Here is a 13751-nt window from a genome sequence, read left to right on the forward strand (position 1 = left end):
ACCCTCTTCACAATATAAGTATATCGTGGTTCTCTTTTCTTTTCCACCCTTTGTTCACTTTGTCACAAAGATGTCACTCTGCTAACAAAGCTTCAAATTCATCTAGGACACGTTCAAATTGACGCAGTGCTGCTTCAACTGGTGCTTTTGTTGTCATATCAACACCCGCAGCTTTTAATACTTCGATTGGATAATCACTTGATCCCGCTTTTAAGAAATTGTTGATGTATCGCTCTACAGCAGGTTGTCCTTCTTCTAGAATCTGATCCGTCAAGGCAGCAGCAGCAGAAATGCCCGTTGCATACTGATAGACATAATAATTGTAATAGAAGTGTGGAATCCGAGCCCATTCTAGACCGATTTCTTCATCCAATACAATTTCTTCTCCGAAGTATTTTTGATTCAACGCATAATACGTTGACGTTAAGAATTCCGGTGTCAGCGATTGTCCAAGACGAGCCGCATCATGAATTGCATGTTCGAATTCAGCGAACATCGTTTGTCGGAACAATGTTCCACGGAATGTTTCGAGTTGATTGTTTAATAGATAGAGTTTTTCTTTACGATCCGTTACTTTCTTCAATAGATAGTCGTTCAACAATGCTTCATTCGTCGTTGAGGCAACTTCTGCGACGAAGATTGAATAATCACCGTATGGATATGGTTGAGACTTCCGCGTGTAATAACTATGGACAGAATGTCCGAATTCATGTGCGAGTGTAAAGAGGTTGTTGATGTTGTCTTGCCAGTTCATCAAAATGAACGGCTGTGTATCATAAGCACCAGAAGAGTAGGCTCCACTCCGTTTACCACGCGTCTCTCGGACATCAACCCAACGTTCAGACAACCCTTCTTCGAGGATGTGCTTGTACTCTGCTCCGAGCGGTGCGAGCCCTTCGACCATCAATTGTTTCGCTTCCTCGTAAGAGACTTTCATCTCCACCTCAGAAACGAGCGGTGTGTACATATCATACACGTGTAGTTCATCGAGTCCGAGCACTCGCTTACGTAGGGCGACGTAACGATGGAGCAATGGTAAATGCTCATGTACCGCTTCAACTAATCCATCATAGACGGACTCAGGAATCGCATTACCGTGTAAAGCTGCTGCGCGTGCCGATGGGAACTTCCGGACATCTGCATAGAAGTTGTCTTTCTTAACTGACCCAGCAAGTGTCGAAGCGAGCGTATTCGTGTATTTCGCATATGTTCCATACATCGCTTTAAATGCTGCTTCACGGACCGAACGATCAGATGATTCCAGGAATGTGATGAAGCGACCATGTGTCAACTCTGTTTCTTCTCCGTCTTCCCCTTTGATTTTCGGGAATGTCAGATCTGCATTGTTCAACATACCGAACGTCGTACCGGATTGACCGAGTACTTCTCCTGCCTTTGCAAGAATCGCTTCTTCCGCTTCCGTCAGGACGTGTTCACGCTCTTGATTCAATTCATCAAATGCATGACGATACATCGCAAGATCTGGATTCTCATTAAGATACGTCTCAATCGTTGACTCAGGTACAGCTAATAGTTCTGGTGTCATGAAAGCAAGTGTTGCTCCGATTTGCGACGCGAGTGTTCGAGCACGGTCGTTCATTGCTTGGTAGAAACTATCTGCTGTATTTTCGTCATAACGCATGTGCGCGTATGTATAAAGCTTATAAAGACGTCTTGAGACTTCGTCGCGTAACTGTAACCCTTCATAGAGCGTTTCTGCACTCTGTCCAAGACGACCCTTATACTCGACGAGTAATGGGAGCATTGCTTTCACCGATTCGAATTCTTCTTCCCACGCTTCGTTCGTTGCGTAAATCGACTCTAGATTCCATGTTTCTGTAACGTCAACATCTTGACGTGTTAATACTTCTGCCATTTCCCTCACTCCTTTAATTCAGTTATACCTGTTTTCTTTTCGACAAACAATCGAAGTGCTCCTGCTAAAGCAGCTTATTCGCCTCCTCAATCCGCTCCATCCATTCCCTGACGAGAGCACCAATCAAATCTCTTTCAATCGATAGATTCAATTGGTGAAGCAGTTGATTTATGACATATTCCAGACGGCTCAAAGTGTACCGCCCTTTTATCTCTAAAAAGACGACGATTTGAAATTCAAAGGGATGGACGGGGAGAAATAATAGACGTGTGATGGGGAGAAAGGCAAAAGAGGGAAGATTTTGTAGATGGAAACCTGATTGATACAGTGGGATCTTGAGGATGCGTGGAGGTAATGAAGGATAAAAAGGACGTCGCCGATAGCGATGAACGATTCCTTGCCATCGAGCGATTGAAAATTTCCGAGGAAATGATGAAGGTTCTTTCGAAAGAAAATCAGATAATGAGAGCGGTTGAACCGTACAATAGACATGATGTTTTGCAAAAGGAACCGGATGTCGAAATCTCCGGATTTGATTCTCGACGATCAGATCCAAGTAATCATGTTGTAAAAATGCTTGTCGCATCCAACCTTGCAATCGCAACGTGACACCATGTGAAGGATGAAATCCGATCCACCGAACCGTTTGTTCTTGTTTCGCATCAAGTAAGGCTCGTCTAATCCATTCCTCTGCCGACATCGGAGAACGTTGAATCTCAATTCCAAGTTTCTGTTCTGGTATCCACAGGTCAAAACGTCTCTCTCCAGTCACCCATTCAATTTCGACTTGGATACCTGCGTTTATTAAAGAATCGGCAATGCGCTTTTTCCAGGACATATGCAAACTACTTTCTCCTGAACAAGCTGAGATATGTGCAAAATGTGGTCGTCGTCCTTGCCTGACGCGCAAGGGCTTCAGGCAATACGGACAACGTAAGGACATCGCTTTTAATTCATGGATGGGAAATCTGTGAATCATGATGCGTTTACCAGAAGCATCAATGGCTTCAAACATCTGAATCGTCCCCTTTTTCTAGAGTAACGGTGAGAATAAACGTGAAATCGATTCAATCAATCGACGGCGTAATGGACGCCGATGGAACATATCAGCATCAACTTGTGTCGAATGGCTAAAATCTTCATAAAAATCACGTGTTAGTTCATGGACAGAGTTCGTTCCATATAAGAAAGCATTCACTTCGAAATTCAAATGAAAACTACGTAAATCCATGTTCGCTGTCCCAATCGTTGCGATGGCGTCGTCCACAACGATGACTTTCGAGTGCATGAATCCCTTATTGTACTCGTAAATTTTCACACCAGCTCGTAGCAAATCATCAAAATAAGAACGGCTCGCATAAAATACGATTTTATGGTCTGGAAAGCTCGGTAGCAAAATACGGACATCAATCCCTGCCATAGCAGCTGTCTTCAGTGCTGTCATCAGGTCTTCATCCGGTATCAAATACGGAGAAGCAATATAGACTGATTCACGCGCTTCCGTTATGAGCCCGAAGTAAAGTGATTTCATTGCCTCATGTGGCTCATCAGGACCGCTCGCAATGATTTGAACACCCCCTGTTGCTTCTTCAACGTACTCAAGTGGCTCCATGTAAAACGGTGTAAACAGCCGTTCACCGGTCATGTAATACCAGTCTTGGAGAAAAATCAGTTGGAGTTCAGAGACAGCCTCTCCCCTTACGAGAAGATGGGTATCACGCCAAAAACCAAAATGTTGATCACGACCGATATACTCATCCCCAATGTTGATTCCGCCTGTAAATGCAACCGTTCCATCGATGACGACGATTTTCCGATGATTCCGGTAGTTCGATTTACTCGAAATAAACGGTAAGACGACAGGGAAAAACGCGCGAACCTCAACGCCAGCCGCCTGCATCTTCTTGAAATAATGCTTATCCGTCGAAAAACATCCGACGGCATCATAAAGAAAACGGACCTCGATTCCTTGCTCGGCCTTTTCAATCAACGCTTCCTGTAACTGAAGCGCAAGTTGATCATCCCGTACGATATAGTACTCCAAATGAATATGATGCTGTGCTTGACGAATCTCTTCTAAAAGAATCGGAAACTTTTCCTGACCATTCGTCAAGATTCTTGTATGTGTATTATACGAAATCGGAAGACGACTGATTGAATCGATAAGTGTCACAACTTTTCCATAACGCCCTTCTTGGAACACTGATTGGTGTACCCCTGCCTTAAACTGGGTACGATATTTAATGTAAGACTCCTCATCAAGCATTGCCTTCAGTCGAAACATTCGTTTTCGGCGGTAGTTCTGACCAAATGTGAAATACACGAATACGCCAACGACAGGCAATGCCATCATGACGAGTGCCCAGACGAGCGTTCGTTCTGGGTTTCGATTTTCGAGTAGAATGATGACGAACACGCTCATGACGACCAAAATGATGACGATGGACAGCCATCCTACCATATAGACACTCCAATAGTAGGATAAAAAGGCAATCAAGCCGATGGTCAAGATGAGGGTCATGAGAAGTTGTACACGTCGTAGCATGAATCCCCCTCCTTTTATGTAAGTAGTACAAATCGTATTTAAACTGATGACAGAAAGGAAGCGTTTAAATGGGTACGTATATCATTACTGGTGCAACAAGTGGAATTGGTGAGGCAACTGCCCTTCAACTCATCCGGGAGGGACATACTGTCCTTGCGATTGGTCGTAATGAAGAAAAAGGATCCTCGCTTGAATCAAATGGAGAAGGACGTTTATATTTCTTCCCTGTCGACTTAACTGATTCCTCTGCAATCGATGCGTTCTTTGAAGAAACACAAGAAGATTTCCCAGAAATCGATGGTATTTTCAACAATGCAGGTACTTTCGGTAAACCCGTTGCACCTGAACGTGTCTCCGATCAACAAAAAGAAGTATTCCAAGTGAACTATCACGCACCCGAACGAATCATCCAGCTCGCGACGAAACGCTTTTCAAAAGGTGCTTCCATCGTCAATAATAGCGCCATCGTAGGTCATGTTAAGTTTCCAGCAATGCTACTGCCTTACGCTTCGTCTAAAAGTGCTTTACTGACGCTAACAAAGACATACGCCGCCCGCTTCCATGGTAAGTACCGATTTAATGCTATTTGCCCGGGACCAGTCGATACGGCGCTCAGTCATGCGTTATATGGCGGGAAAGATAAATTTGATCTCGCAATGAAACATCACCTTCGAGGTGAGCCCGCACAACCTTCTGAAATCGCTGAGGTCGTTTGTTTCTTACTATCAAACAAAGCAAGTTACATCAACGGTCAAGCGCTCATCGTAGATGGAGGCTATACCCTCACTTAATACCAGAACAAAAGGAGGTATCACGATATGTGATCCTCCTTTTCCTCGCACTTTTTCTGACCTTAGTTCGGAAAATGTTTCCGAATGAACGGAAAGACATCTGAAGCAATAATCTGTTTCCCGTATTCAGCTACAGGATGTATCGTTTGTTCGCTGAACTGGAGATACTCTGCGATTAAACTCATGACGTTTTCTTGCGCTTCTACGTTCACATCATCTTCGAAATGAACATGCAGTAAATAGAGTCCATCTTTTTGATAAAGCGCTGTTTCAAGTTCTGCGAATACAGGAGCATTCGCATATTGACTGAGCGCGATGATATGTTCGAAATCGCGAGTTTCAAATAAAACATCTTGGCTTAACTCTGTATCTTTATCTTCTGTCTCAGACATCGCTGATCGTAAAAGTGAATCGAGTTCGTCTTCATCGACTTGCTCACCATCAACTGCATTTTTCGCGATCGTTACAGTGACTTCAAGACCTTTTTCAAATGCTTGCACTTGTATCCATAGTGGACCTTCGAAGGAGATGGACTCTTTTTCATTCGCTTCGTCCATCATCTGCCAGAATAACTGTTCTCCCCGTTCCCGGTTATACCAAATCTCATCTCGGGCAAAACCACGGCGTTCGATGTCGGTGTACGTGATGAAGAACTTGACCGTATTGTCATTGACGCGTTCGATTTTCAAACTGTCCACTCCTTTCTTCTCGTTCCTTATCTAGAATACGAACGAGGACATGACTTGGATTCATAGTTTTGAATCCGAAGGATATATTTCTATTCCTTTGTTATCTTTATTTTAACCTTTTTTATCGGTAACAAAAAGCACACTGCTCACGAAGCAGCGTGCTTTTTAAAATTACTCGTTTACAAGACGCTGTGCTTCCAAAAGTTGGAATGTACGCACCTTGCGCGGTAAGAATCGACGGATTTCATCCTCGTTGTATCCAACTTGAAGGCGTTTTTCATCAATCAAGATTGGGCGACGCAATAATCCTGGATATTCTTGAATCAAATCGTATAGGTGCTGCAACGATAAGTTTTCAACGGAAACATCGAGTTTCGAGAAGACTTTTGAACGTGTTGAGATAATCTCGTCCGTTCCATCTTCCGTCATACGAAGAATCTGTTTGATTTCATCGAGCGATAATGGTTCTGAAAAGATATTACGTTCAACGAACGGGATTTCATGTTCTTCAAGCCACGCGCGTGCTTTCCGACAAGAAGTACAACTTGGTGAAGTATAGAGTGTTACCATTGAAAAACATCCTCCCCCTGATTTAACATCATTCAATACCTATGTGAATAAGCAGATATTGATGATGGTTCTATTACTTGACAGTTTACATCTAATAAAGCAGAAAACCTAGCTTTTTTATAAAGATGAAAGAACTTTTCGTAAAAAAGCTTGTTAAAGCCACCACGTGGCTTTAACAAGCTGGCGTGTGATCAAATGGCTGAGAAATCGTCTCTTTTGCTTTAGGAAGTTTCATTTCTTTCAGTTTTTTCTCTAAAATATCCCGCAAAAGGCGCTTCTTCAGCTTTTTCTTCTTGTCACGTTCTTTCATATTCCGACACCCCAATCGGCCCGAAACAGAACTAACAACCATACGAAAGCAAAATAATCATCTTCTACATTAGTAAGTATACCACGTATCTCAAAAATCTATTCCTACTTTAAGCAATTAAATATGTGAGATTGTCGATTGAGGAATGAAAAACAGTTGCAATTTCTTTCAAATTTCTGTAGAGTGTATAGAAATATCAACGCTCAGAAAGGAGTTTTTCATTCATGGCATTAACACTCGTTACGATTCTCGATCATCCGATCGCTCAAAAATATTTATCTCGTTCTGGCTTGAATCATGCGATTTCAGTAGCGGAACGCGCACTGACGCTTGCTACGAAACGCGGCTTAGATGCTGACACTGCTACGAAGGCAGCACTCTTACATGATATTGGTCATTACGAATGGTATACCGATGGCACTTGGAACTATGATTTATATCGCCAAAATGATATTCATGCCATTAAAGGAGCTGAACGTGCTCACAAACTACTAATCCGCCTTGGTGAAGAACCAGCACGCGCAAAAGAAATTGCTCTCGCCGTTCTTTTGCATACGGATTCTTATCTTCCACCAGGTGCGATCAATCGAACACCTCTTCAACAACTTGTCCATGATGCGGATACGCTGGAAGAACAGCCGGGCGGACTTCATCATTACGAAAAAATTGACTTTGAAGAAGCTATGCGTCGTCTTGATGCAATCGATGCAGTCGTCCATCGATTTGCTCATCTACCGCGTATCGCATCAGAAAATTAAAAGGCATTTCCACGATCAACGTGGAAATGCCTTTTTGCTTTAACGATTATACGAGTTGCGCTTGATACGCTTCAAGTTCTGCATCCGTCATCGAAACGAAGTGACCAGGCTCGATTTCACGAAGTGGCGGAATGCTCGAATCTTCATCCGATTTACCAACCGGTCCACTCGTCGGACGATCAAAGATGATCCGTTTACGTGTCCGCTCGTGCTCTGGATCCGGAAGCGGAATCGCAGATAAAAGTGACTTCGTATAAGCATGAACAGGATTCTCATACAGACGATCCGCATCACACAATTCAACGAGGTGCCCCTGATACATAACACCAATCCGGTCTGAGATATACTTGACCATCGATAAATCGTGGGCGATGAACAAGTATGTCAAACTGCGATCACGTTGTAGTTTTTTCATCAAGTTGACAACTTGGGCTTGAATCGATACGTCGAGTGCTGAAATCGGCTCATCCGCAATGATGAAGTCCGGCTCTACAGCAAGTGCACGTGCGATACCAATCCGTTGACGCTGACCACCTGAGAACTCGTGCGGGTAACGACTCGCGTGTTCTTTCGTCAAACCAACAGTTTCAAGCAAATCATATACACGGTTATTGCGCTCTTCTTTTGAGTTCGCTAAACCATGGATATCGATTCCTTCAGCGATGATATCGCCAACCGTCATCCGTGGATTTAACGATGCATACGGATCTTGGAAGATCATTTGCATTGCACGGTTGAATTTCAATTTGTCTTTACGTGACTTCTTACCATGAACGTTTTCACCTTTAAAGATGACTTCGCCGTCTGTCGCTTCGTATAAACCAATGATCGAGCGACCAGTCGTAGACTTACCACAGCCTGATTCTCCAACGAGACCAAGTACTTCGCCTTCGTAGATATCAAATGAGAGTCCATCAACCGCTTTGACGACGCGTCCACGTCCAATATTGAAATGTTGCTTCAAGTTTTTTACTTCAAGTAATTTATTACGGTTTTCCATTATTTCAGACCGCCTTTCAGAAGCGATTTTGAGAACACGCTGTCCGGACGGTATTTTAACGCCAAGTCACGGATTGCAGCGGGTGGTTCAACGTATGGAGCTTGTGGATGTAGCAACCACGTCGCCGCTTCGTGTGTATCTGAGATTTTGAAGAAAGGTGGTTCTTTCTCGAAATCAATCTTCATCGCGTATTTGTTACGCGGTGCAAACGCATCACCGACTGGTGGATGCATCAAGTTCGGTGGAGTTCCTGGAATCGCCGGAAGATCTTGCGAACGGTCATCAGATGGACGCGGCATTGAGCCTAGTAGTCCCCAAGTATATGGATGACGCGGCTCGTAGAAGATCTCATCTACTGTACCTTTTTCAATCAACTTACCAGCATACATGACGGCTACACGGTCAGCCATGTTCGCTACAACACCTAAATCGTGCGTAATGAAGATGATTGCTGTACCCGTTTTTTGCTGAATGTCTTTCAATAACTCAAGAATCTGAGCTTGAATCGTAACATCGAGTGCAGTCGTCGGCTCATCGGCAATCAACACTTTCGGATTACATGCAAGTGCGATTGCGATGACGATCCGTTGACGCATCCCACCCGATAATTGGTGCGGATATTGTTTCAGACGCGCTTCTGGATTCGGAATTCCTACGAGTGTCAAAAGTTCGAGTGTACGCTTTTTCGCTGCGTCACCTGTTAAACCTTGGTGACGCTTTAATCCTTCAGCGATTTGTTTGAAGATGGTCATCGTCGGGTTAAGTGATGTCATCGGATCTTGGAAGATCATTGCGATATCACGACCACGGACTTTTTGCATTTCTTTATCCGAAAGCTTAACGAGGTCACGACCTTCAAATAAGATTTCACCTTGTGTGATTTCACCTGGTGGGTTTGGAATCAAACGCATGATCGCTTTTGAAGTAACCGATTTACCAGAACCAGACTCACCAACGATTGCGAGTGTCTCGCCTTTTTTCAAATCAAACGATACACCGCGGACGGCTTGTACCGTCCCGGCATACGTATGGAAAGCGACATTCAGGTCGCGAACAGATAAAATAGTTTCCATTGTGAATGAGCTCCTCTCTAGTTTCCGTTAGCGTCGTAAACGTGGGTCGAACGCATCACGCAGTCCATCTGCCAACATATTGAAGCTGACCATGAGGAGTACGATGACCGTCGATGGAACAACGAGCAAGAATGGGAACGTTTTGAGTTCTTTGTACCCTTCGTTGATCAATGTACCGAGTGACGGTTGTGGTGGTGCAAGTCCTAAACCGATGAAGCTTAAGAACGCTTCGAAGAAGATCGCACTTGGAATCGTGAACATGAGTGAGATGATGATCGTTCCCAAGGTATTTGGAATCAAATGTTTAAAGATCAATCGTGCGCTAGAAGCACCAAGTGTCCGTGCTGCAAGAACGAATTCTTGGTTCTTTAGTTTCAGGATTTGACCACGAACAAGTCGGCTCATCCCGATCCAGCCGGTAATCGTCATCGCAAGGATGATCGTCGTGATCCCTGGTTCAAGAATCAAGATGAACAAGATGATCAAGATCAAGTTTGGTACACCTGTTAAAATTTCAGCAATACGTTGCATGATGTTATCGACACGTCCACCATAATAAGCAGAAATTCCGCCGTATGTGACACCAACGAGAACATCGATGAGTGCTGCCATCAAACCGATGAATAACGAAATCTTCGTTCCTTCCCAGACGCGTGACCAAAGATCACGACCAAGGTGGTCTGTTCCGAACCAGAAGTTCTCCGTCACCTGTTTTTGTTTATAAAAATCAATCGGCGTATCACCAAGTGTTGCCATACCGTCAAAACCAGCCCACTCTAAACCAGTAACTTTAGGTGGAAGTTTAGCTTGCGTGATTGTTTGGGTATAAGGGTCATTACCAGATAAAGTAGGTCCGACTAATGACATGATTGCGATGATGATGATGACAGCAAGTGAGAGAATTGCCGCTTTGTTCTTGCGTAGACGCATCCAAGCATCTTGCCAGAAGTTTAAGCTTTTACCAGCAAGGCGTTCACCTGCTTGTTCATTGAACTCAACGTGTTGGAACAGCGATGAATCAAACTGTTCTGCTTTTGCATTTGAATTTTGTTCAGCCATTATTTGTTACCCCCCAAACGAATCCGTGGATCAACGACACCGTACAGCAAATCGACGATCAAAATCATGAGAATGAAGACTGCTGAGAAGAACAATGTCGTACCCATGATGACTGTGTAGTCATTTTGTGTGATTGATGATACGAAGAGTTCACCAAGTCCAGGTACAGAGAAAATACGCTCAATGACGAGTGTTCCTGTAATCAATGCGGCTGTCATTGGTCCAAGAATCGTGATCGCCGGAATTAAGGCGTTCCGAACCATGTGTTTCCAAGTAATCGACTGACCATCTAGGCCTTTTGCTTTAGCTAACGTGACATAATCCTGGTTCGTAACTTCTAGCATCTCTGTCCGGACGAATCGAGCAATTGAGGCTGTGACCCCAAGTGATAACGATATGGTCGGCAAGATGGTATGCGCCGGGCTTTCCCAGAACGCGACTGGCAAAACGCCCCATTTCACGCCAACGTAGTATTGAAGGAGTGAGGCGAATACGAATGACGGTACCGAGATTCCGATAACCGATACGAACATCGCACCGTAATCGATCACTGTGTTGTGGCGAAGCGCTGCGACAACACCTAAGACGAGTCCTAAAAATACTCCAAGTACTAATGCTTGAACTCCTAATTGAGCCGATGGTCCAATTCGTTCAGAGATTAAATCCGTTACCGGACGGCTATCATATTTGAATGAAATACCGAGATCTCCTTGGAACAAGTTAACCATATACGCTGCATAGCGTTGTGGCAGTGGATCATTCAAGTTGTACTTATCCCGAAGGATGTTCAACTGTTCAGGAGAAAGTTTCTCCTGGTTTTGGAACGGTGAACCTGGTAGCAGATCCATCAGGAAGAAAGTGAACGAAGCGATGAGTAAAAACGTCAGTACGCCGTAAACCAGGCGTTGAGCTAAATAACGGCCCATAAGATGGCACCCCCTATAAAGATTTTCTGTTTTTTTCGAAACATCAATAAAATCAGTATGACCCACAATTGTCGGAACATTCAAGAATTTTGTCATAAAAATTTAAAAATTCTTTTTTATTGTGCTTTGATTTGATGTTCGCTTGGATGTTTTTCTAATTTCATCCAATAGTCAGAATTTTTCGTTTGATTCCATTATACTTTGCTAACAAAGTAATTAGAACTACTTTTTTACGAAACTTTCACATTTTCGATAAAAATGAGTTCCCATTCATAAAAAGTAGTATAAAACAGGAGCGTACCCGAACTGATCAGGGGACGCTCCCATTCTCGATTACTTAATATCAACGTATTTGTATTGGAAATCTGCTCCGAACACTTGACGGTTGAAATCTTTAACCGTCGGACGGCTCAAGTATGCAGAACCAGCTTGATAGATTGGCGCGATGGCTTGATCTTTCTCAATCAATTGCGCTTCCGCTTGTTTGAAGAGATCGAGACGTTTGTTTAAGTCAGACTCTTCATTCGCTGCGTTCAACAATTTATCATAAGCTGCAGACTTGTACTTGACGTCGTTTTGGCTATTCGTTGATTCGAAGATAGAAAGGTTAGACATTGGATCCTGATAATCCGGGCCCCAAAGTGAGTAAGAAACCTGGTAATCTCCTTTTGATTCAAGATCGAGTTTATTCTTGAACGGTTGTTGTTTGATTGAAACAGTGACGTTCGGAAGATTTTTCTCGATTTGACCTTTCATGTACTCACTGATCTTCTTCGCATCTTCATTGTCGAATGAAAGAAGTTCAATCGTCGTTTTCTTATCGCCGTTTGCTTTTTTCCAAAGATCAGCTGCTTCTTTTCCATCACGGTCGAACCAGTTGATGTCGCTCGTATAGTCTTTACCAGACGCATCTTTGATGAATTCTTTTGGAATGAAGCTTGTTGTTGGAATCGAACCGTTCGCAAGAAGCGTATCTGTGATTCCTTTTGGATCGATGGCACGAGCAATTGCTTTACGTGCATCAACATTTTTCATCGTTGCATCTTCGTTATTGAACTTCAAATAAGCGATTGAAGAACGAAGAGCTGTCTTGAATTCAGGCTTCGATTTGTAAGCTTCAACTTGCTCTGAAGTCAAACCAGCGTAATCGATATCATTTGAATCATAGAGGTTTACTACTGTTGACGTATCCTTGACGACACTGACCGTAACTTCGTCGAGTTTGACAGCGTCTTTATCCCAGTAGTTATCGTTTTTCTTCAGTACTCGTTTTGAATCCGTTTTCCAAGATTCCCAAACGAAAGGACCGTTATAGAGTAATTTATCTGGTTTAAGCGAGAAGTCTTTTTCATTCTTTTTGTAGAAGTCTTCACTGATCGGTGAGTACGTACCAAACGATGTCAGTGAGAGGAAATATGGCGCTGGACGCTCAAGTTTGACTTCTAACGTTTTGTCGTCAAGTGCTTTAACACCGAGCTCGTCGACAGCTTTTTTACCCTGCGTAACATCAGCGCCGTTTTTTAACGTGTCAAAAATGTACGAGTAACTAGATGCTGTTTTCGGATCAGCAGCACGTTTCCAAGCGAATTCGAAATCTTGTGCTTTGACGGGTGAACCATCAGACCATTTTGAATCACGAAGTGTGAACGTATACGTCAAGTTATCACTTGAGATATCTGTTTTTTCTGCAAGTGCTGGAATCGCTTTGCCGTCTTTATCGAGACGATAAAGACCTTCCATCGTGTTCCCGATCATGTTGAAAGCGACAGAATCCGTAGCTTTCGCTGGATCCACTGTCGTGATATCCGAAGAGTCTGTTAAGCGTAGATTTTTCTTTCCGTCTGTAGACCCTGAATCACTGTCTCCGCCACCTGTCGAACATCCAGCAAGCACTGCGCTTCCTGCAAGCATGACTGATAATGCGAGACCGACTGTTTTTTTCTTCATCGGTAAGTCATCTCCTTTTCAATTTCCAAGTTGCCATAATGCCTATGACATCAATAACGTCCCGTCGAAACTGCAATGTATTCCCCAAAATGCATTGACCTAGTTTCAAAAACTTAAACGAAGTGATAAATTGATTTTATGTGAGAATAGCATTAACGTCAAGTAAATAGTCACACTATTTGCTATTTTGCATCATTCGTTTGTTAC

General features: G+C 43.4%; 13 protein-coding genes. 2 read left to right on the top strand and 11 right to left on the bottom strand.

Annotation, left to right across the window (positions count from 1 at the left end):
• Positions 1-73: 73 nt before the first annotated feature.
• From pepF to cls, 3 genes are all read right to left on the bottom strand, one after another.
• Positions 74-1876: an oligoendopeptidase F gene (gene pepF, locus KNQ08_RS07805; protein ID WP_050677569.1), complete on the bottom strand. Its 1803-nt coding sequence runs from the start codon at positions 1874-1876 to the stop codon at positions 74-76.
• Positions 1877-1940: 64 nt separating this feature from the next.
• The gene (locus KNQ08_RS07810; RefSeq protein ID WP_149427651.1) at positions 1941-2891 is read right to left on the bottom strand and encodes a competence protein CoiA family protein; all 951 of its coding nucleotides are present in this window, start codon (positions 2889-2891) and stop codon (positions 1941-1943) included.
• Positions 2892-2909: 18 nt separating this feature from the next.
• A complete protein-coding gene (gene cls, locus KNQ08_RS07815; RefSeq protein WP_149427652.1) occupies positions 2910-4421 on the bottom strand; it encodes a cardiolipin synthase in 1512 nt (503 codons plus the stop codon).
• Between the two features lie 68 nt (positions 4422-4489).
• Here cls and KNQ08_RS07820 point away from each other — a divergent pair, with 68 nt between their 5' ends.
• Entirely contained in the window at positions 4490-5212 is a 723-nt protein-coding gene (locus KNQ08_RS07820) for an SDR family NAD(P)-dependent oxidoreductase (protein WP_174316456.1), read from the top strand.
• Positions 5213-5274: 62 nt separating this feature from the next.
• Here the strand turns inward: KNQ08_RS07820 and mecA are convergent, their stop codons facing one another.
• The 3 genes from mecA to KNQ08_RS07835 all read right to left on the bottom strand — a co-directional run bounded on the left by mecA (position 5275) and on the right by KNQ08_RS07835 (position 6781).
• A complete protein-coding gene (gene mecA, locus KNQ08_RS07825; protein ID WP_023468889.1) occupies positions 5275-5901 on the bottom strand; it encodes an adaptor protein MecA in 627 nt (208 codons plus the stop codon).
• A gap of 171 nt (positions 5902-6072) precedes the next feature.
• Positions 6073-6471, bottom strand: coding sequence for a transcriptional regulator SpxA (gene spxA, locus KNQ08_RS07830; RefSeq protein ID WP_012370920.1), 399 nt, complete (start codon positions 6469-6471; stop codon positions 6073-6075).
• Between the two features lie 172 nt (positions 6472-6643).
• Positions 6644-6781: a hypothetical protein gene (locus tag KNQ08_RS07835; protein WP_023468890.1), complete on the bottom strand. Its 138-nt coding sequence runs from the start codon at positions 6779-6781 to the stop codon at positions 6644-6646.
• Positions 6782-7005: 224 nt separating this feature from the next.
• Here KNQ08_RS07835 and KNQ08_RS07840 point away from each other — a divergent pair, with 224 nt between their 5' ends.
• Complete coding sequence (locus tag KNQ08_RS07840) at positions 7006-7539, top strand: HD domain-containing protein (protein WP_029342203.1); 534 nt, start codon at positions 7006-7008, stop codon at positions 7537-7539.
• 46 nt (positions 7540-7585) lie between these two features.
• Here the strand turns inward: KNQ08_RS07840 and KNQ08_RS07845 are convergent, their stop codons facing one another.
• The 5 genes from KNQ08_RS07845 to KNQ08_RS07865 all read right to left on the bottom strand — a co-directional run bounded on the left by KNQ08_RS07845 (position 7586) and on the right by KNQ08_RS07865 (position 13544).
• A complete protein-coding gene (locus KNQ08_RS07845; protein WP_029342202.1) occupies positions 7586-8539 on the bottom strand; it encodes an ABC transporter ATP-binding protein in 954 nt (317 codons plus the stop codon).
• A complete protein-coding gene (locus KNQ08_RS07850) occupies positions 8539-9612 on the bottom strand; it encodes an ABC transporter ATP-binding protein (protein ID WP_053453915.1) in 1074 nt (357 codons plus the stop codon). Before KNQ08_RS07850 ends, KNQ08_RS07845 begins: the two co-directional genes overlap by 1 nt.
• A 27-nt stretch (positions 9613-9639) precedes the next feature.
• Positions 9640-10671, bottom strand: coding sequence for an oligopeptide ABC transporter permease (opp3C, locus tag KNQ08_RS07855; protein ID WP_050677572.1), 1032 nt, complete (start codon positions 10669-10671; stop codon positions 9640-9642).
• Positions 10671-11597 carry an oligopeptide ABC transporter permease gene (gene opp3b, locus KNQ08_RS07860; RefSeq protein ID WP_058703812.1) on the bottom strand — a complete coding sequence of 309 codons (927 nt, stop codon included), beginning with the start codon at positions 11595-11597 and terminating at the stop codon, positions 10671-10673. Before opp3b ends, opp3C begins: the two co-directional genes overlap by 1 nt.
• Before the next feature lie 333 nt (positions 11598-11930).
• Positions 11931-13544 carry a peptide ABC transporter substrate-binding protein gene (locus KNQ08_RS07865; protein ID WP_047393676.1) on the bottom strand — a complete coding sequence of 538 codons (1614 nt, stop codon included), beginning with the start codon at positions 13542-13544 and terminating at the stop codon, positions 11931-11933.
• Between the last annotated feature and the right edge of the window lie 207 nt (positions 13545-13751).

Source organism: Exiguobacterium sp. s46, from assembly GCF_018618875.1.
Lineage (GTDB): Bacteria > Bacillota > Bacilli > Exiguobacteriales > Exiguobacteriaceae > Exiguobacterium_A > Exiguobacterium_A abrahamii.